The organism is Geodermatophilus sp. SYSU D00766, assembly GCF_054049915.1.
In genome coordinates, this window is the sequence record NZ_JBJGYI010000017.1 from 26,274 (window position 1) to 44,843 (window position 18,570).

An 18,570-nucleotide genomic window follows, 5' to 3' on the forward strand; every position below is an offset into this window, starting at 1 on the left:
CAGGCCATCTTACCAACTCCGAGGAGGCCGTCGTGGACCTCGACGACGTGTGGCGCGCCATCGACGCCCAGCGCTCGAGCCTGGCCGACCTGCTCGACGACCTGGCGCCGGCCGAGTGGGAGACCCCCTCCCTGTGCGAGGGCTGGCGGGTGCGCGACGTCGCGGCGCACCTGACCCAGGCGCACATGGGACTCCGGGACGTGGTCGTCCCGGCGATCCGGGCGCGGGGCAGCTTCGACCGCATGATCCGGGACGCGGCACTGCGCCTGGGACCCCTGCCCGACGACGAGTACGGGCGGCGAATCCGGGCGATGGTCGGCTCCCGGCGACGGGCGCCGTTCATCAGCCCGATCGAGCCGCTCCTCGACGTCCTCGTGCACGGTCAGGACATCGCCCTCCCCCTGGGCCGCGAGCGGCCGGTCCCGCCGGTCGCCGCGGCCGTGGCGGCGCGGCGGGCCTGGGAGCTGTACTTCCCGTTCCGGGCGCGCAGACGACTGGCCGGCCTGCAGCTGCGGGCCACCGACAGCGACCTCGTGCTGGGCGAGGGCGCACCCGTCGAGGGCACCACCGGCGACCTGCTGCTGCTGGTCACCGGACGCACCGCGACGCTCCACCGGCTCTCCGGCGAGGGCGTGCACCGACTGCCGACGGCGACGGGCCGCCGGGAGGACTCGAGGAGGACGCCATGACCCTGGGCGTGATCACGGACGTGTCCGCACCCGTCGAGCTCTACGACATGCTGCACGCGGCGATCCTGCAGCGTTCCGACCCGGCCACCGACGGCCTGCTGCTGCACCTGGCCCGGCCGACCGCCGACGGCTTCCAGGTGATCGACGTGTGGGAGTCGCGCGAGGCGCAGGAGCGCAGGAACCGGGAGGTGATCCTGCCCGCGCTGGCCGAGGTCCTGGGAGACAAGGCGCCCCCGCCTTCGGTGGTCACCGAGTTCGAGGTCCGCGGCCTGGTGCTGCCGCGGGCCGGCGTCACCGTCTGACGGCGGCATCCCGGTCCCGGAGGAGGACGCGATGACCTGGGCGGTGACCACGGACCTGTCCGAGCCGGTGGAGGTCTACGACGCCGTGCACCGGCTGCTGCTGGAGCGCACCGGAGGGGTCGTCGACGGCCGGCTGGTCCACCTGACCCGGCCGACCGCCGACGGCTTCCGGGTCCTCGAGGTGTGGGAGTCCCGCGAGGCCTACGACCGCTACGGCCGCGAGGTGGTGGCGCCGCTGGTCGCGGAGTTCCTGGCCGGCCGGCCGCACCCGCCGGAGGTGGTCACCGAGTTCGCGGTGCTCGGCCTGGTTGTCCCGGCCGGCGGGGCGATGATCCCCGCCGGCGCGGGAGTCCGGTGACCCACTGGTCGGTGTGGGCCGGTTGCGGCGGCCGGGCACCCGCGCGCCGCCGTCGTCACCACAGGGTGCGGATCGCCGGGAACTCCGTCAGTGCGACGTCACCCGTGACGACGGGAAGCGACTCGAGGACGGCCTGCGCGACGATCATCCGGTCGAACGGATCGCGGTGGGCCCACTCCAGGGACCCGGCGGTGAGCGCGTGGCGGCCGGTGATGGGGAGCTCCTGCGCCCGGAGCCTGTCGAGGTGCTCCCGGTAGCCGCTGACGACCGCAGCGGCGCCGTCCATCTTCCCGAGTCGGTGTTTCGTGGCGATCTCCCACGCGCTGGCCGCGGAGACGTGGAGCCTCGTCTCCGGCGCCCGGACGACCGCCAGGGTCTCGGCCGGGACGCGGGCGGGTTCCAGGAGCACCCAGAGCAGGGCGTGGGTATCGAGCAGGAGGGCGGTCACTCCCAGCGGGCCAGCTCGTCGTCCGGCAGGGGGTCGGAGAAGACATCGGGGACCGAGCCGGCCACGAACCCCACGGGCCGGGGTCCCGGCTGCTCGACCGGCACCAGGCGCACGACCGGCCGGCCACCGCGTGCGATCACGACCTCCTCGCCACGCTCTGCGGCGGCGAGCAGCTGGGACAGCCTCGTCTTCGCGTCCTGGACGTTCACCTGGGTCATGCGCCGAGGATAGGGCCAACTCGACCAACCTGGCCAGGTCAACCTGGCCAGGCCGGGCGCCGACGTCAGTTGAGGGCGCGGGTGCCCGGCGGCAGAACGCCACCGCCGACCATCTCGACGACGGCGCCCTGCAGCGCGGTGAGCGCCACGCGCTGGGTGAACGGGCCGGTGGAGACGCGGGCGACGCCGAGCTCCTGCATCTCGCGGGCCGGAAGCGACGCGCCGGGCACGCTGATCAGCGTCAGCCTGTTGCGCCCCAGGCCCTCGACCACCTCGGCGATCTCGTCGCGGTCGACCAGCCGCGGCACGAACACGACCGGGGCGCCGGCCTCGAGGAACGCCCGGCCGCGGCGGATCGCCTCGGCGACCAGCTCGCCCCGGTCGGCGTCCTTCGCGGCGCGGACGAAGACGTCGGTGCGGGCGTTGAGCACGAAGTCGATCCCGGCGTCGCGCCCGGCCCGCACGACGGCCTCGACGGCGGCCACGGCGTCGTCGAGCGGCTTCACCTGGTCCTCGAGGTTGCCGCCGACCACGCCCTTCTCGATGGCGCGACGGGCGGTCTCGCCGGCGTCGCCGTAGCCGGCCTCCATGTCCATGCTCACCGGCAGGTCCACCGCGGCGGCGATCCGCCCGACCATGTCCAGGTGCAGGTCGAGCGGGATGTTCTCACCGTCCTCGTAGCCGAAGGTCGCGGCGATGCCGTGGCTGGCGGTCGCGAGCGCGCGCACGCCGTCGGTGGCGGCCACCACCTGGGCGGAGACCACGTCCCACACGTTGGTGAGGACGAGGATCTCCGGGGCGGTGTGCAGGTCGAGCAGGGTCCGGGCGCGGGTGGCGAGGTCGGTCACGGCCCCGACCGTAGGGGCTAACGCGAGCGCAGGGCGCGCAGTGCGCTCTTGCGGGCCTCGCCGGTGAGCCGGTCGAGGAAGACCTTCCCGTCGAGGTGGTCGACCTCGTGCTGCAGGCAGCGCGCCATCAGGCCCGAGCCCGACAGCCGCAGCGGCTCGCCGTGCACGTCGAACCCCTCGGCGACGGCGTGCATCGCCCGCACGGTCGGCGCCCAGATGCCGGGGATGGACAGGCACCCCTCGTCGCCGTCCTGGACCTCCTCCGACAGCTCCACGATCCGCGGGTTGACCAGGTGACCGATCTCGCCGTCGACGTGGTAGCTGAACACCCGGGCGCTCACCCCGATCTGCGGGGCGGCCAGCCCGGCGCGGCCGGGGTGGTCGACGGTCTCCTCGAGGTCGCGCACCAGGGCGGCGAGTTCCTTGTCGAAGGCCCGCACCTCGTCGGCGGGCGTACGGAGCACGGGGTCACCGAGCTCGCGGATCGGGCGGATCGTCACCCGGGCAGTCTCGCAGCCGTCCGCGGGCGTCCGACCAGCACCATCTCGTCGCGGTGGACGACCTCGCGGCGGTACTCTGGATCGAGGTCGGGCGTGCGCCGGCCGAGCAGCGCGGGCATCTCCCGGGCGTCGTAGGCGACCAGCCCGCGGGCGACGACGGCGCCGTCGGGGCCGACCAGCTCCACCGGGTCGTCGGCGAGGAAGTCGCCGTCCACGCCGGTGATGCCGGCGGCCAGCAGCGACGCCGACCGCTCGCGCACCGCGCGCACCGCGCCCTCGTCGAGGACCAGCCGCCCCCGCGGCCGGCTGGCGTAGCGCAGCCAGAACTGCCGGCCCGAGGGCCGGCGGCCGGTGGGGGCGAAGAGCGTCCCCACCCGCTCCCCCGCCAGCGCCGCGGCGGCCTGCGGGGTCGAGGTGACGACGACGGGCACGCCGGCGCCGGAGGCGATGAACGCCGCCTCGACCTTGGTCGCCATGCCGCCGGTGCCCACGCCGTTGCGCCGGGCGGTGCCGAGGGTGACCGCGGCGAGGTCGGCCGGGCCGGCGACCCGGTCGAGCAGCCGCGCCGGGCCGGTGCGCGGGTCGCCGTCGTAGACGCCGTCGACGTCGGAGAGCAGCACCAGCGCGCCGGCGGACGCCACGTGCGCCACCAGCGCCGCGAGCCGGTCGTTGTCGCCGAAGCGGATCTCCTCGGTGGCGACGGTGTCGTTCTCGTTGACGATCGGGACCACGCCGAGGGTGAGGAGCCGCTCCAGCGTCTGGCGGGCGTTGCGGTAGTGGCCGCGGCGGGTGAGGTCGTCGGCGGTCAGCAGCACCTGGCCCACGACGATCCCGTGCCGGTCGAAGGCGTCGGCGTAGGTCTGCACCAGGCGCAGCTGCCCGACGCTGGCGGCGGCCTGGGCGGTGGCGAGGTCGCGCGGGCGCCCCTCGACGCCCAGCGGCGCCAGGCCGGCGGCGATCGCGCCGGAGGACACCAGGACCACCTCGCGGCCGGACGCCCGCACCGCGGCCAGGACGTCGACCAGCGCGGTGAGCCGGGCCGGGTCCAGCCCGCCGGGCAGCGTGGTCAGCGAGGACGACCCGACCTTGACCACCACGCGGCCGGCGCCGGCGATCTCCGGACGCACGCTCACGCGTCGTCCCCGGGCGGGTCCCCGTCGGGCAGGTCGTCGTCGGACCAGGTCTCGGTCAGCTCGTAGGGCACCCGGCGGGCCTTCTTGGCCGCCAACCGCTCGGCGGCCCGCACGCGGTGCGGGGCGTCGATGCGGCTGTCGGTGCCGCGGCCGCCCAGGCCGGCGGTCTCCTCCGCCAGCGGCGTGCCGGCGGGCAGGCTGGGCTGGAAGTCGAAGGCGACGTCGCCGATGACGACGGTGTCGCCCTCCTGCGCGCCGAGGCGGGTGAGCTCGTCCTCCACGCCGAGGCGGTTGAGCCGGTCGGCGAGGAAGCCGACGGCCTCGTCGTTGCTGAAGTCGGTCTGCCGCACCCAGCGCTCGGGCTTGACGCCGCGGACGACGAAGGTCGCCTCGTCGTCGGGGTCGGGGGTGACGGTGAACCCGGAGTCGTCGACCGCGCGCGGCACGACGGTCACGCGGGCCGGCTCGGGCTCCGGCAGGGCGGCCCGGTGCTCCTCGACGGCGGCGGCGAGCGCGTAGCCGAGCGCGGGCAGCCCCTCGCCGGTGGCGGCGCTGACCGGGAACACCTGCAGGCCGCGCTCCTCCAGGGCCGGGCGCACGAGGTCGACCAGCTCCCGGCCGTCGGGCACGTCGATCTTGTTGAGGACGGCGACGCGCAGCCGGCCGACGAGGTCCTCGCGGTACTGCGCCAGCTCGTGCTGCAGCGCCTCGATGTCGCTCTCCGGGTCGCGGCCGGGCTCGAGCGTGGCGGTGTCGACGACGTGCACCAGCACCGCGCAGCGCTCGATGTGGCGGAGGAACTCCAGGCCCAGCCCGCGGCCCTCGGACGCGCCGGGGATGAGCCCGGGGACGTCGGCCATGGTGAACACGGTGTCGCCGGCCCGGACGACGCCGAGGTTGGGCACCAGCGTGGTGAACGGGTAGTCGGCGATCTTCGGCCGCGCCGCCGACATCGCCGCGATCAGCGAGGACTTGCCCGCCGAGGGGAAGCCGACCAGGCCGACGTCGGCGATGCTCTTGAGCTCGAGGACGGCGTCGAGGGCCTCCCCCGGCTCCCCGAGCAGCGCGAAGCCGGGCGCCTTGCGGCGGGGGTTGGCCAGCGCGGCGTTGCCCAGCCCGCCCTTGCCGCCCTGGGCGAGCACGACCCGGGTGCCGGCGCCGACGAGGTCGGCGATCACCTCGCCGTCGGGGGTGCTGACGACGGTGCCCTCGGGGACCCGCAGCACCCGGTCCTCGCCGTTGGCCCCGTTGCGGTGGCTGCCGGCGCCCGGGCGGCCGTTGCCGGCCTTCTGGTGCGGGCGGTGGTGGAAGTCCAGGAGGGTGTGGACGTTGGGGTCCACCTCGAGGACGACGTCGCCGCCGTTGCCGCCGTTGCCGCCGTCGGGACCGCCGAGCGGCTTGTACTTCTCGCGGTGCACGGACGCAACGCCGTGACCGCCGTTGCCCGCGGCGACGTGCACGACGACGCGGTCGACGAACGCGGCCATGTCTGCTCTACCTGCTCACTGCCTCGGGAACGCCACGAGCGCACGGGCCGGCCGGCCCGTGCGCTCGTCGCGTGCTGCTGGGAGAGCCCTGCGGGCTCAGGCGTCGACCGTCGTGATCGAGACGGTCTTGCGGCCACGCCGGGTGCCGAAGGTGACCGCGCCGGGCTGCAGCGCGAACAGCGTGTCGTCGCCGCCGCGGCCCACACCGAGACCCGGATGGAAGTGGGTGCCGCGCTGGCGCACGATGATCTCGCCGGCCTTGACGACCTGGCCGCCGAATCGCTTCACGCCGAGGCGCTGGGCGTTCGAGTCGCGGCCGTTGCGGGAGGACGAGGCGCCCTTCTTGTGTGCCATGTCGTCGTCAGCCCTTCGTGATGTCGCGGACGACCACGTCGGTCAGCGGCTGACGGTGGCCCTGACGCTTGTGGTAGCCGGTCTTGTTCTTGAACTTGTGGATGCGGATCTTCGGGCCCTTGCCGTGGCCGACGATCTCGCCGGTCACGGTCACGCCGGCCAGCGCCTGCGCGTCGCTGGTGACGGTGTCGCCGTCGACCAGGAGCAGGGCCGGGAGGGTGACGGTGTCGCCCGCCTCACCCGCGAGACGGTTCACCGTGAACCGGTCGCCCACGGCCACCTTGTGCTGCCGGCCACCGGCCTTCACGACTGCGTACACCACTGAACTCCTCGATCGCTGCTGTCGGTCCCGCGACGCGTCCTGGACGCACCCCGGCGCGGGAGCCGGGTGCCGGACGGGCCGCACCGCCTCCTCGACCCCTGGCGCGGAGCCCGGTCGGGGCGGTGCAACCCGACCAGCGTACCCGAGCCTAGACGGCCCCGGCGCAGGGTCCCACCGCGAGCGTGCGAGGGGTGGGGTCCTTCCTCGTGCGAACGCGGCCCCGGCCGCCCGGAGATCAGGACGCCGGGGGGCCGGCCGGGCGGCTGGCCGCCCGGCGGCGGCGCGGGCGCGTGCCCCCGACGACCGTGGCGGCACCGTCCCCGGTCGGCGCGGCACCGGCCGGGGCGGTCGCCTCGGCGGCGGGCGGGGTGACCTCGGCAGCGGCCGCGTCGGCGGGGTCGTCGTCCATCGGGCCGGGGTCGTCGATGCCGGCGCCGGGCGGCAGCGCCGCCTCGTCGTCGCCGGCCTCCGGCGTCGCCACCGGCTCGGGGGCCGGCTCGGGGACCTCCGCGCCGGGCACCTCGGCGCCGAGCTGCACCGTGACCTCGACCTCGGGGGCGCCGTCGGTGAGCGCGGACGCGACAGCCGGGACGTCCTCGGGAGCGGCGACGTCCTCGGGAGCGGCGACGTCCTCGGGAGCGGCGACGTCCTCGGGAGCGGATGCGGCGGCGAGCACGGCGGCGTCCTCCGCGGCCCGCTCCTCCCCCGACTGCCCGCGGTTGCGCCGGCCGCGGTTGCGCCGGCCACCGGAACGCTGCCCGTCCCCGGCCTCGCCGTCCGGGCCGGGCTGCCCGGTCGCGACGACCTCCGCGGGCTCGCGCTCGGACTCCTTGCGCTCGGACTCCTTGCGCTCGGACTCCTTGCGCTCGGTCTCCTTGCGGTCGTCCCGGCGGACCGGCTCCCGCCGGCCGCCGTTGCCGCCGGAGCCGTTCCCGCCGGAGCCCCCGCCGGAGCCCCCGCGGCGCTTCTCGTCCACCGGGTCGGTGTGCACGAGGACGCCCCGGCCGCGGCAATGCTCGCACGGCTCGGAGAACACCTCGAGCAGGCCCTGCCCGACCCGCTTGCGGGTCATCTGCACCAGGCCCAGCGAGGTCACCTCGGCCACCTGGTGCTTGGTGCGGTCGCGGCCCAGGCACTCGGTCAGCCGGCGCAGCACCAGGTCGCGGTTGCTCTCGAGCACCATGTCGATGAAGTCGATGACGATGATGCCGCCGATGTCGCGCAGCCGGAGCTGGCGGACGATCTCCTCGGCCGCCTCCATGTTGTTGCGCGTGACGGTCTGCTCGAGGTTGCCGCCGGAGCCGGTGAACTTGCCGGTGTTGACGTCGACGACGGTCATCGCCTCGGTGCGGTCGATGACCAGCGAGCCGCCCGAGGGCAGCCACACCTTGCGGTCGAGCGCCTTGGCCAGCTGCTCGTCGATGCGCAGGTCGCGGAAGACGTCGCCCTCGCCGGTGTGGCGGGTCAGCCGGCCGGACAGCTCCGGGGAGACGTGCGCGACGTAGGCCTCGACGGTGTCCCAGGCGTCGTCGCCCTGGACGACGAGCTCGGTGAAGTCCTCGTTGAAGACGTCGCGGATGACCCGGATGGCGAGGTCGGGCTCGCCGTAGAGCAGGGCGGGCGCGTTGCTCGACGAGGACGCCTTGGTCTGGATGACCTCCCACTGGGCCTTGAGCCGTGCGACGTCGCGGGTGAGCTCCTCCTCCGAGGCGCCCTCCGCGGCGGTCCGGATGATGACCCCGGCGTCCTCGGGGACGATCGTGCGCAGGACGTCCTTGAGCCGCTGCCGCTCGGTGTCGGGCAGCTTGCGGCTGATGCCGGTCATCGAGCCGCCGGGCACGTAGACCAGGAAGCGGCCGGGCAGGTTCACCTGCTGGGTGAGCCGGGCGCCCTTGTGGCCGATCGGGTCCTTGGTGACCTGGACGAGGACCTTGTCGCCGGACTTGAGCGCCTGCTCGATCGAGCGCTGCTTGCCGGTGAGGCCGGCGGCCTCCCAGTTGACCTCGCCGGCGTACAGGACGGCGTTGCGGCCCTTGCCGATGTCGATGAACGCCGCCTCCATGCTGGGCAGCACGTTCTGCACCCGGCCGAGGTAGACGTTGCCGGCGAAGGACGTCGCCTGCGCCTGCGTGACGTAGTGCTCGACGAGCACGCCGTCCTCCAGGACGGCGATCTGGGTGCGCTCGCCGCGCTGGCGGATGACCATCCGGCGCTCCACCGCCTCGCGGCGGGCGAGGAACTCCGCCTCGGTGAGGATCGGCGCGCGGCGGCGGCCGGTGTCGCGGCCCTCCCGGCGGCGCTGGCGCTTGGCCTCCAGCCGCGTGGAGCCGGTGACGCCGCGGACGTCGTCGTCGCTGGTGACCCGGCCGTTGCGGCCGGCCCGCTCGGGGCGGTCGTCGTCGTCCTCGGTGCCGGACTCGGCGGCGGCGTCCCCGCCCCGGCGACGGCGGCGGCGACGGCGGCGGGTGGTCGACCCGCCCTCCGCGTCGTCGGTCTCGGCGTCCTCGGTCTCGGTGTCCTCGTCGTCGGCGTCGTCCTCGTCGGAGACGCCGTCGCCCGCGGGCCGCTCGTCGGTGACGGGCTCGCCGGTCTCGTCCTCGGCGTCGGCGGACTCGTCGCCGCTGCGCCCCCGGCCCCTGCCCCGGCGGCCGCGGCGGCGGCGCCGGCTGCCGCCGGACTCGTCGCGGTCGGCGTCGTCGCGGTCGGCGTCGTCGCGGTCGGCGTCGTCGCGGTCGGTGTCGGCCGCGTCGTCGTCGGTGTCCTCGTCGGCGTCCTCGACCGCCTCGACCGCCTCGACCGCCTCGACGGCGGCCCGGTCGTCGGCCTCGGCCGCGGCGCCGCGGCGCCGCGACCGGCTCCGGCGCGAGCGCGGCGCGGGGGCCTCGTCGTCCTCGGCCGGTGCGGCGTCGTCGGCGACGTCCTCGACGTCCTCGACGTCGGGCGACTCGGGCAGCGGCCGGCGGCTGCGACGGCGGGGCGCCGGCGGGGCCTCGGCCTCCGGCGGCGCCACGAAGCTGACGAAGGCCGGGACCGCCGGCGCGGCGACCGGCGGCGGCGGGGCGAAGTCCCCGGGGTCGGCGGCACCGGCCGGGCGGGTGGCCCGGCGGCGCGGCCGGGCGATGACCGCCGTCGGCTCCGGGGAGCTGAACTGGGCGCCGAAGGGCGAGCCGACCGGCTCGTCCTCGGGCTCCTCGGGCTCCTCGGGCTCTTCCCGGGGCCCGGCGCCGGCCTCCGCCGGCGACTCGGCCGCAGCCGTCTCGGCCGGCTCCTCCGCTGGGGTCTCCCCCGCGGCCGCCTCCCCGGTGAGCACCTCCGCGACGGCGGCGGCGTCGCCGCCCGGGGTGCTGTCGGGAGTGCTCTCGGGAGTGGTCGTGTCGCTGCTGGTGTCGTTGTCCTGGTCGGCCACGAGGGCTCGCCTCCTGTGTGGTGCTCCCGGGCGCCGGTCCCCGCGGGGACAGGCGGCCGCGCAGGAGCACGGGTTGGGCGGGCCGGGCGGCCGCTCCGGGTGCGGCGGCGCGTCCGGCCTGCGAAGTCTGTGGTCGGTCCCGGTCGGCGGTGGCCGCGTCCGGGGCCGGTCTGCAGGTGGTGCGGGACTGCAGGTGGTGCGGTGGTCTGGGGTGGTGCGGTGGTCTCGGTGGTGCCGGGCGGGCGCGTCACGTCTGGCAGCCGTGCCGCTCGACGTCGCGGTGGCGCCCGGGCTCGCCGGTCAGACCGCGGCGTGCTCCCCCTGGCAGCGGGTGCGCGCCACTCGGTCGGGACCGAGCGGATCGGCCACGGTCCCGCTGTCGTCGAGCCGGCCCTGCGCCTCACGCACGGCCCGGGGGGGCGACGGCGGGCGCAGGTCGGCGACGGCAGCGAGAGCGGCCACCACGTCGTCGGGTCGAACGGCGGGCGTCACCTGCCGGACGACCACGTGCAGTATGGCACGTCCCGCCGCACCGCCCGCGGTCGCCGAGGCCACGGGGCCCCGCGCATCGACGTCGCGCAGGCCGTTCTTGGTGCGCTTGGCCACGGTGACCTCGTCGCGGGCGAGGAACGCGGCGAGCGCCGCAGACAGCTCGGCGGGCTCGACGCCGGGCAGCTCGATGCTCCACCGGGCGGCGTCGATCCGGTCGGCGAGCGACCCGCCGCCCTCGGCGGCCTCGACGCACTCGAGCACGTCGATGCCCGGGGGCAGCGAGGCGTCGAGCGCCGCGCGGACCTCCTCGGGGTCGCGGCGCTCGGCCAGGCCGATCTCCAGGTACTCCGCCTCGCTGGCCGCCCCGGTCGGCGCCGCGCCCACGTAGCTGATCTTCGGGTGCGGGGTGAAGCCGGCCGAGTAGGCCATCGGCACCCGCGACCGGCGCAGCGCCCGCTCCAGCGCGCGGGCGAGGTCGCGGTGGGAGGCGAAGCGCAGCGGGCCGCGCTTGGCGTAGCGCAGCCGCAGCTTCTGCACGGTCGGCGGCGGGGGCGGGCCCTCCGGGGAGCGGGCCACCTCAGCGGCCCATCTCAGCGGCCCACGACGGTGAGCGGCAGCAGGCTGCGCCCGGTGGGGCCGATCTGGATCTCGGTGCCCATGGTGGGGCAGACGCCGCAGTCGTAACAGGGGGTCCACCGGCAGTCGGCGACCTCCTCCTCCGAGAGCGCCTCCTGCCAGTCGTCCCAGAGCCACTCCTTGTCCAGCCCGGAGTCCAGGTGGTCCCAGGGCAGGACCTCGTCCTGGCTGCGCTCGCGGGTGGTGAACCAGTCGAGGTCGACGCCGAACGGGGCGAGCTCCTCGGCGGCGGCGGCGACCCACCGCTCGTAGGAGAAGTGCTCGCTCCAGCCGTCGAACCGGCCACCCTCGCGCCAGACCCGCTCGATCACCCGGCCCACCCGGCGGTCACCGCGGGAGAGCAGTCCCTCGATCACGCCGGGCTTGCCGTCGTGGTAGCGCAGGCCGATGGAGCGGCCGATGCGGCGGTCGGCGTTGATGGCCTGCCGCAGCACCCGCAGCCGGTGGTCGATGGTCTCGGCACTGGCCTGCCCGGCCCACTGGAACGGCGTGTGCGGCTTGGGCACGAAACCGCCGATGGAGACGGTGCAGCGGATGTCCTTGCGGCCGCTGGCCTCCCGGCCGGCGCGGATGACCTCGACGGCGAGCTCGGCGATCTCGAGCACGTCCTCGTCGGTCTCCGTGGGCAGGCCGCACATGAAGTAGAGCTTCACCTGCTGCCAGCCGTTGGCGTAGGCGGTGGTGACCGTGCGGACCAGGTCCTCCTTGGACACGGTCTTGTTGATCACCCGGCGGATGCGCTCGCTGCCGCCCTCGGGCGCGAACGTCAGGCCCGACCGGCGGCCGTTGCGGGACAGCTCGTTGGCGAGGGTGACGTTGAAGGCGTCGACGCGGGTGGAGGGCAGCGACAGCCCGGTGTTGGTGCCCTCGTAGCGGTCGGCGAGCTCCTTGGCCACCTGGGCGATCTCGGAGTGGTCGGCGCTGGACAGCGACAGCAGCCCGACCTCCTCGTAGCCGGTGGCGCGCAGCCCCTGGTCGACCATCGAGCCGATGCCGGTGATGGTCCGCTCCCGGACCGGGCGGGTGATCATCCCGGCCTGGCAGAACCGGCAGCCGCGGGTGCAGCCGCGGAAGATCTCCACGCTCATCCGCTCGTGCACGCTCTCTGCCAGGGGCACCAGCGGCGTCTTCGGGTAGGGCCACTCGTCGAGGTCCATGACGGTGCGCTTGCCGACCCGGGCCGGCACGTCGTCGCGGGTGCGGGTCACCGCCGCGATCGCGCCGTCGGGACCGTAGGAGACGGCGTGGAAGCGCGGCACGTAGACGCCGTCGACGCGGGCGAGGCGGGCGAGCAGCTCCTCGCGGCCGCCGGGGCGGCCGGACTCCTTCCACGCCTTGACGACGTCGGTGACGTCGCCGACGGCCTGCTCGCCGTCGCCGAGGACGGCGCAGTCGACGAAGTCCGCGATCGGCTCGGGGTTGAACGCCGCGTGCCCGCCGGCGACGACGACCGGGTGCGTCTCGTCGCGGTCGAGCGCGTGCAGCGGGATGCCGGCGAGGTCGAGGGCCTCGAGCAGGTTGGTGTAGCCGAGCTCGGTGGCGAAGCTCACCCCGAGGACGTCGAAGTCGCGCACGGCGCGGTGGGCGTCGACGGTGAACTGCCCGACACCGTGCGCGCGCATGAGGGCGGCGAGGTCGGGCCAGACGGCGTAGGTGCGCTCGGCCAGGGCGTCGGGCCGCTCGTTGAGCACCTCGTAGAGGATCATGAGGCCCTGGTTGGGCAGCCCCACCTCGTAGGCGTCGGGGTACATCAGCGCCCAGTGGACGGCGACGTCGTCCCACGCCTTGACCTGCGCGTTCAGCTCCCCGCCGACGTACTGGATGGGCTTCTGCACCTGGGCCAGCAGCGGCTCGAGACGGGGGTAGAGGCTCTGTCCGGTCATGACCGGTCCAGGGTAGACGCCGGGCCCGCGGCACCGGGCTCCTCCGTCGACCTGCAGCCCAGCGTGATCGCTCCTAAACTCATCGTCACCAAACGGGGGACGTCACGAGGGGGACCATGGGCCGGCCGGCCGGGAGCACGAGCACGCTGCAGGACGCCGACGGCGCGCTCGGCACCCGACCCCGGGGTCCGGCGGCACTGTCCCTCCCCCGCGGCCGGACCATGCCCCCCGAGCAGTGGTCGGCCCACCACGCCTTCGTCCTGCGCACGCTCGCCGTCCTGGTCGCGGCCGTGCCGGCCTACGCGCTGCTGCGCGGTCACGACGTGGTGTCCGCGGCCCTGCACACCGCTCCCCTCGCCCTGCTGGCGCTGCTGGCGTGGGCGCCCGGGGTGGGCCGCGACGCCCGCGCCGCGGCCGCCGCCCTCGCGCTGATGACCACCGCCGCGCTCGGCGTGCAGCTGTCCCACGGGGCGACCGAGGCGCACTTCCTGTTCTTCGCGCTGCTGCCGCTGGCCGCGCTCTACGCCGCGCGGGCGCCGTTCCTGCTCGCGATCGCCTTCGTCGGCGTCCACCACTTCCTCATCGGCACGCTGGTGCCGCACGCGGTCTTCGAGCACGACGTCGCGCCGCTGCCGATGGCCTGCCTGCACGCGGCGTTCGTGCTGCTGGAGAGCTGGGCGTGCCTGGTGGCCTGGCGGCGGTTCGACGACCGCCGCGAGATCGTCGAGGCGCTGGTCGCCGAGCGCACCGCCGAGCTCGCCGCCCAGCGCGACGAGCTCGCCGGCCTCGCCGCCGTCGTGCAGTCCACCGACGACGCGGTGGTCACCGCCACCCCCGACGGGCGGATCACCTCGTGGAACCCCGGCGCCGAGCGGCTCTACGGCTGGCCGGCCGCCGAGGTGCTCGGCCGGCACGTGTCGCTGGTCGGGACCGGTCAGGAGCTGCCCGCGGACCTCACCACGATGCCCACCGGGACGATGGAGCGGCGGCAGCGGCGCCGCGACGGGTCGGAGGTCGACGCGCTGGTCACCCTCTCGGTCGTGCGCGGGCAGGACGGCACGGCGACGGGCGTGGCCGCCATCGTCCGCGACATCACCGGGCGCAAGCGCAGCGAGGCCCAGGCACACGCGACCGCCCGCCAGCTCGAGCAGCAGGCCGGCGAGCTGGCGCGGATGGCGCTGCACGACCCGCTCACCGGGCTGGCCAACCGCGCGCTGATGCAGGACCGCCTCGAGCACGCCCTCGCCGACCGCCGCGTCCGCCGGCACGCGGTGCTGCTGCTCGACCTCGACGACTTCAAGGCGGTCAACGACGTCTGCGGGCACGAGGCCGGCGACGCGGTGCTGACCGCCGTCGCCCGGCGGCTGGAGTCCTCCGTGCGCCCGGCAGACACCGTCGCCCGCCTCGGCGGCGACGAGTTCGTCGTCCTGATGGAGGACGTCGAGGGCCGCCGCGACGTGGTGACCGTGGCCGAGCGGCTGCTGCGGGCGCTGCGCGAACCCGTGGCCTGGGGCGAGGAGCGGTTCACCGTGGGCGGCAGCGTGGGGGTCACCCTCACCGACGCCGGGGACCGCCGCGGCATGGACGACCTGCTGCGCGACGCCGACCTGGCCATGTACGTGGCCAAGTCCGGCGGCAAGAACCGGGTACGGGTCTTCGAGCGCGGGATGCGCGAGGAGGTCGCCGCGCAGGACGAGCTGGTGCGCGACCTGCGCCGGGCCGTCGACGGCGGTGAGCTGCGGCTGCTGTACCAGCCGCAGGTCGACCTGCGCACCGGCGCGGTCACCGGCGTCGAGGCGCTGGTGCGGTGGCAGTCACCCGGCCGCGGGCTGGTGGAGCCGGCCGGCTTCGTCCCGGTCGCCGAGGCCACCGGGATCGTCGACGCCATCGACGACTGGGTGATCGCCGAGGCATGCACCCAGCTGCGGTCCTGGGACGCGGCGGGCCTGCCGGAGCTGCGCATGGCGGTCAACGTCTCCCCGCGCCGGCTGGCCACCGGCGACCTCGCGGTCTCGCTGGCCGCCGCCGCGCGCGCCGCCGGGGTCGACCCCGGGCGGCTGGAGATCGAGGTCCCCGAGGCGGTGGCCGCCGGGCCCGACGCCGCGGCCGGCATCCGCGAGGTCCGGGCGCTGGGCGTGCACGTGGCCATCGACGACTTCGGCACCGGGTCGTCGTCGCTGGCGCGGCTGCGGGAGCTGCCGCTGGACCGGCTGAAGATTGATCCGTCGTCGGTGGCCCTGCTGGGCGACGGGGCGGCGGCCGGCTCGCTGGCCCGTGCCGTGGTCGCCCTCGGCGACAGCCTGGGCCTGGAGGTCGTCGCCGAGGGCGTGGAGCAGCCGGGTCAGCTCGCCGCGCTGCGCGCCCTCGGCTGCGACGCCGCGCAGGGCCACCTGCTCGGCTCGCCGGTGCCGGCCGCGGCGGTGGCCCGCCTGGTCGGCAGCGGTCGGCCGCTGATCAGCGCGGCGTAGGCGCGCCCGCTCAGGAGAGACCGGGGAAGAACAGGCCGATCTCGCGGGCGGCGGACTCGGCGGAGTCCGAGCCGTGCACGATGTTGGACTGCACCTCGAGGGCGAAGTCGCCGCGGATGGTGCCGGGCGCGGCCTTCACCGGGTCGGTGGCCCCGGCCAGCGCGCGGAACGCCTCCACCGCGCGCGGCCCCTCGACGACGAGGGCCAGCAGCGGGCCGCCGGTGATGAACTCGACCAGCGAGCCGAAGAAGGGCTTGTCGCGGTGCTCGCCGTAGTGCTCCTCGGCGACCTCGCGGGTCAGGGTGCGCAGCTCGGCGGCGACCAGGCGCAGGCCCTTGGCCTCCAGCCGCGAGACGACCTCTCCGACCAGGCCGCGGGCGACGCCGTCGGGCTTGACGAGGACCAGGGTGCGATCAGTCACGGGACGGCAGCCTACGGGGACCGATCTGTCAACTCGGGTTGACAGGTCGGCGTTCGTCAACCACAGTTGACATCATGACCGGCCGCACCTCCGACGAGACGCTCACCGCCGCCACCAGCGACGACCCGGCGGTGGGCCTGCGCGGGGTCCGCGCGCTGCGCGACCTCGCCGACCGGCTGGAGGTGCTGCAGGTCGCGGCCGCCCGCCGTCGCGGGTGGTCGTGGCAGCAGGTCGCCGACGCGCTCGGCGTCACGCGGCAGGCGGTGCACAAGAAGCACGCCCGGTCATCCGGTCACTCGTGGGAGGAGTCCTGAGGTGTTCGAACGATTCGCCGCCGAGGCCCGCACCGTCGTGGTCCTGGCCCAGGAGGAGGCCCGCGCCGCCGGCGCGGACAGCGTCGACCCGGTGCACCTGCTCGTCGCCCTCGCCGCCGCCCCCGGCCCCGCCGGCCGGCTGCTCGACGACGCCGGCGCCTCCGCGGCCGGCCTCCGGGCGGGCCTGGCCCCCGCCGCGGGCAGCGGCCCGCTCGACGCGGAGGCGCTGGCGGCCCTGGGCATCGACCTCGACCGGGTGCGGGCGGCCGCCGAGGCCGCGTTCGGCCCGGGAGCGCTCGACCGCGGGTCGCGCACCCGGCGGTCGGGCCACCTGCGCTTCGCCGCCGGCAGCCGGGAGGCGCTCAAGCAGGCGCTGCGCGCGGCGATCCGGCGCGGCGACCGGGTCATCGACGGCCGCCACCTGCTCGCCGGCGTCCTCGCGGTGGGCGACCCCCCGGTGACCGGGGCGCTGGTCCGGGCGGGCGCCGACGTCGCCGGCCTGCACCGTCGCCTGGCCGGGGAGGCCGACGCCGCCTAGTGGGGCTGCTCAGGGCTCCCCGGAGGGGGCTGCCGGCTCGCCGAAGGGCGAGCCGAGCAGCTCCTTGCGGATCTGCAGCAGGTAGAGCCAGATGAGCACGAAGACACCGCCGACGAACCACATGGCGGCGTCGATCAGGCCGGTGAGCAGCAGCGGCACCTGCAGCGCGGTGCCGACCTCCAGGCCGCGCGGGCGCCGCTGGATGCCGCTGGCCAGCACCAGGACGGCGGCGAGCACGAGCAGGACCGTGAGCCGGACGCCGCCCAGGCCGGCCTCGGTCTGCGCGATGGCGCGCGGGACGAAGAGAACCGCGATGCCCTCCAGCAGCAGCACCGCCGCGGCCGCGCCGCGCAGCGCCCGGGCCGCGCGGACCGGATCGGGCGCGGTCACGGCCTGCCGCCGAGCACGGTGCGGGCCTCCCCCGCGGTGACCACGCTGCCGGTGACGAGCACGCCGGAGCCGCCCAGCGCGTCGTCCGGCCCGGCCTCGGCCAGCTCGATCGCCTCGGTGAGCGCCTCGGGCAGCCGCGGGGAGACGCTCACCCGGTCGGCGCCGAACACGTCGACGGCCAGCGCGCCGAGCTCGTCGGCCGGCATCGCGCGCGGCGAGGCGTTCTGGGTGACCACCAGCTCCGCGCAGACGGTCTCCAGCTCGCGCAGCATCCCCTCGACGTCCTTGCCGCGCACGCAGCCGACGACGCCGACCAGCCGGGTGAAGTCGAAGGACTCCCGGATCGCCTCCACCGTGGCGGCCATGCCGGCGGGGTTGTGCGCGGCGTCGACCAGCACGGTGGGGCTGGTGCGCACCCGCTCCAGCCGGCCCGGGGAGCGCACCGCGGCGAACGCCGCGCGCACGGTGTCGACGTCGACCGGCCCGGTGGACGCGCTCGCGCCGAGGAACGCCTCGACGGCGGCCAGCGCGGTGGCGGCGTTCTGCGCCTGGTGCGCGCCGAACAGCGGCAGGAACACCTCGGCGTACTCCCCGCCGAGGCCCTGCAGCCGCAGCTGCTGCCCGCCGACGGCGACCTTCCGCTCCAGCACGCCGAACTCGGTGCCCTCGCGGGCGACGACCGCCTCGACCTCGACCGCGCGGCGCACCAGCGCGTCGAGGGCGGCCGGCTGCTGGCGGGCCAGGACGGCGATCGAGTCGGGCTTGACGATCCCGGCCTTCTCGCCGGCGATCGTGCCGACGTCGGGTCCCAGGTACTCGGCGTGGTCGAGGGCCACCGGCGTGACGACGGCGACCCGGGCGTCGACGACGTTGGTGGCGTCCCACGTGCCGCCCATGCCGACCTCGACGACGGCGACGTCGACCGGGGCCTCGGCGAACAGCGCGTACGCCATCCCCACCACGACCTCGAAGAAGCTCATCGGGTGCTCGCCGGCGGCGTCGACCAGCCGCACGTACGGCGCGACGTCGTCGTAGGTCTCGACGAACCGCTCCTCGCTCACCGGCTCGCCGTCGAGCACGATCCGCTCGCGCACCGACTGCAGGTGCGGGCTGGTGAACCGGCCCACCCGCAGGCCGAAGCCGCGCAGCAGCTCGTCGACCATCCGCGCCGTTGTCGTCTTGCCGTTCGTGCCGGCGACCTGCACCACCGGGTAGGCCCGGTGCGGGTCGCCGAGCAGGTCCACGAGGGCGGCGATGCGGGCCAGCGAGGGCTCCAGCCGGGTCTCCGGCCAGCGCGCCAGCAGCTCCTCCTCCACGCGGGTCAGGTCGCTGCTCATCCTCCCCAGGATGCCAGCCGCGCGGT

General features: G+C 75.7%; 20 protein-coding genes. 6 read left to right on the top strand and 14 right to left on the bottom strand.

Annotated features, from left to right (window positions below):
* Positions 1–32 precede the first annotated feature (32 nt).
* From ACI8AD_RS13870 to ACI8AD_RS13880, 3 genes are read left to right on the top strand one after another with little or no spacing between them, the layout of a single operon-like run.
* Positions 33–689: a maleylpyruvate isomerase family mycothiol-dependent enzyme gene (locus tag ACI8AD_RS13870; protein ID WP_456871117.1), complete on the top strand. Its 657-nt coding sequence runs from the start codon at positions 33–35 to the stop codon at positions 687–689.
* Positions 686–991, top strand: coding sequence for a hypothetical protein (locus tag ACI8AD_RS13875; RefSeq protein ID WP_456871118.1), 306 nt, complete (start codon positions 686–688; stop codon positions 989–991). Before ACI8AD_RS13870 ends, ACI8AD_RS13875 begins: the two co-directional genes overlap by 4 nt.
* 31 nt (positions 992–1,022) lie before the next feature.
* Positions 1,023–1,349 (top strand): hypothetical protein, encoded by a 327-nt coding sequence (locus tag ACI8AD_RS13880; protein ID WP_456871119.1) that lies wholly within the window; start codon positions 1,023–1,025, stop codon positions 1,347–1,349.
* A gap of 55 nt (positions 1,350–1,404) precedes the next feature.
* On the opposite strand, the gene ACI8AD_RS13885 is transcribed toward ACI8AD_RS13880, so the two are convergent.
* From ACI8AD_RS13885 to ACI8AD_RS13935, 11 genes are all read right to left on the bottom strand, one after another.
* Entirely contained in the window at positions 1,405–1,797 is a 393-nt protein-coding gene (locus tag ACI8AD_RS13885; protein WP_456871120.1) for a type II toxin-antitoxin system VapC family toxin, read from the bottom strand.
* Complete coding sequence (locus ACI8AD_RS13890) at positions 1,794–2,015, bottom strand: type II toxin-antitoxin system Phd/YefM family antitoxin (RefSeq protein ID WP_456871121.1); 222 nt, start codon at positions 2,013–2,015, stop codon at positions 1,794–1,796. The genes ACI8AD_RS13885 and ACI8AD_RS13890 overlap by 4 nt, the downstream gene beginning before the upstream one ends.
* A gap of 65 nt (positions 2,016–2,080) precedes the next feature.
* Entirely contained in the window at positions 2,081–2,863 is a 783-nt protein-coding gene (locus ACI8AD_RS13895; protein ID WP_456871122.1) for an isocitrate lyase/PEP mutase family protein, read from the bottom strand.
* 17 nt (positions 2,864–2,880) lie between these two features.
* On the bottom strand, positions 2,881–3,363 hold the full coding sequence (gene def, locus ACI8AD_RS13900) for a peptide deformylase (RefSeq protein ID WP_089404974.1): 483 nt from the start codon (positions 3,361–3,363) through the stop codon (positions 2,881–2,883).
* Positions 3,360–4,496 carry a glutamate 5-kinase gene (proB, locus tag ACI8AD_RS13905; RefSeq protein ID WP_456871123.1) on the bottom strand — a complete coding sequence of 379 codons (1,137 nt, stop codon included), beginning with the start codon at positions 4,494–4,496 and terminating at the stop codon, positions 3,360–3,362. Before proB ends, def begins: the two co-directional genes overlap by 4 nt.
* Complete coding sequence (gene obgE, locus ACI8AD_RS13910) at positions 4,493–5,983, bottom strand: GTPase ObgE (protein ID WP_456871124.1); 1,491 nt, start codon at positions 5,981–5,983, stop codon at positions 4,493–4,495. Before obgE ends, proB begins: the two co-directional genes overlap by 4 nt.
* Positions 5,984–6,079: 96 nt before the next feature.
* Positions 6,080–6,337 carry a 50S ribosomal protein L27 gene (rpmA, locus tag ACI8AD_RS13915; protein ID WP_456871125.1) on the bottom strand — a complete coding sequence of 86 codons (258 nt, stop codon included), beginning with the start codon at positions 6,335–6,337 and terminating at the stop codon, positions 6,080–6,082.
* A gap of 7 nt (positions 6,338–6,344) precedes the next feature.
* Complete coding sequence (gene rplU, locus ACI8AD_RS13920; protein ID WP_089405053.1) at positions 6,345–6,656, bottom strand: 50S ribosomal protein L21; 312 nt, start codon at positions 6,654–6,656, stop codon at positions 6,345–6,347.
* 238 nt (positions 6,657–6,894) lie between these two features.
* A complete protein-coding gene (locus ACI8AD_RS13925) occupies positions 6,895–10,065 on the bottom strand; it encodes an Rne/Rng family ribonuclease (protein ID WP_456871126.1) in 3,171 nt (1,056 codons plus the stop codon).
* A gap of 300 nt (positions 10,066–10,365) precedes the next feature.
* Positions 10,366–11,133 (bottom strand): TIGR03936 family radical SAM-associated protein, encoded by a 768-nt coding sequence (locus ACI8AD_RS13930; protein WP_456871127.1) that lies wholly within the window; start codon positions 11,131–11,133, stop codon positions 10,366–10,368.
* 14 nt (positions 11,134–11,147) lie between these two features.
* Positions 11,148–13,076 (bottom strand): TIGR03960 family B12-binding radical SAM protein, encoded by a 1,929-nt coding sequence (locus tag ACI8AD_RS13935; protein WP_456871128.1) that lies wholly within the window; start codon positions 13,074–13,076, stop codon positions 11,148–11,150.
* Between the two features lie 116 nt (positions 13,077–13,192).
* Between ACI8AD_RS13935 and ACI8AD_RS13940 the strand changes: the two genes are divergently transcribed.
* Positions 13,193–15,544: a putative bifunctional diguanylate cyclase/phosphodiesterase gene (locus ACI8AD_RS13940; protein ID WP_456871129.1), complete on the top strand. Its 2,352-nt coding sequence runs from the start codon at positions 13,193–13,195 to the stop codon at positions 15,542–15,544.
* A gap of 10 nt (positions 15,545–15,554) precedes the next feature.
* Here the strand turns inward: ACI8AD_RS13940 and ndk are convergent, their stop codons facing one another.
* The gene (ndk, locus tag ACI8AD_RS13945; protein WP_089404985.1) at positions 15,555–15,965 is read right to left on the bottom strand and encodes a nucleoside-diphosphate kinase; all 411 of its coding nucleotides are present in this window, start codon (positions 15,963–15,965) and stop codon (positions 15,555–15,557) included.
* A 74-nt stretch (positions 15,966–16,039) separates the two neighbouring features.
* On the opposite strand from ndk, the gene ACI8AD_RS13950 reads away from it, so the two are divergent.
* Positions 16,040–16,279 carry a helix-turn-helix domain-containing protein gene (locus ACI8AD_RS13950; RefSeq protein ID WP_456871130.1) on the top strand — a complete coding sequence of 80 codons (240 nt, stop codon included), beginning with the start codon at positions 16,040–16,042 and terminating at the stop codon, positions 16,277–16,279.
* Between the two features lies 1 nt (position 16,280).
* Positions 16,281–16,817, top strand: coding sequence for a Clp protease N-terminal domain-containing protein (locus ACI8AD_RS13955; protein WP_456871131.1), 537 nt, complete (start codon positions 16,281–16,283; stop codon positions 16,815–16,817).
* Between the two features lie 9 nt (positions 16,818–16,826).
* On the opposite strand, the gene ACI8AD_RS13960 is transcribed toward ACI8AD_RS13955, so the two are convergent.
* The gene (locus tag ACI8AD_RS13960; RefSeq protein WP_456871132.1) at positions 16,827–17,207 is read right to left on the bottom strand and encodes a DUF4233 domain-containing protein; all 381 of its coding nucleotides are present in this window, start codon (positions 17,205–17,207) and stop codon (positions 16,827–16,829) included.
* Positions 17,204–18,544: a bifunctional tetrahydrofolate synthase/dihydrofolate synthase gene (gene folC / locus ACI8AD_RS13965; RefSeq protein ID WP_456871133.1), complete on the bottom strand. Its 1,341-nt coding sequence runs from the start codon at positions 18,542–18,544 to the stop codon at positions 17,204–17,206. Before folC ends, ACI8AD_RS13960 begins: the two co-directional genes overlap by 4 nt.
* Positions 18,545–18,570: the final 26 nt, after the last annotated feature.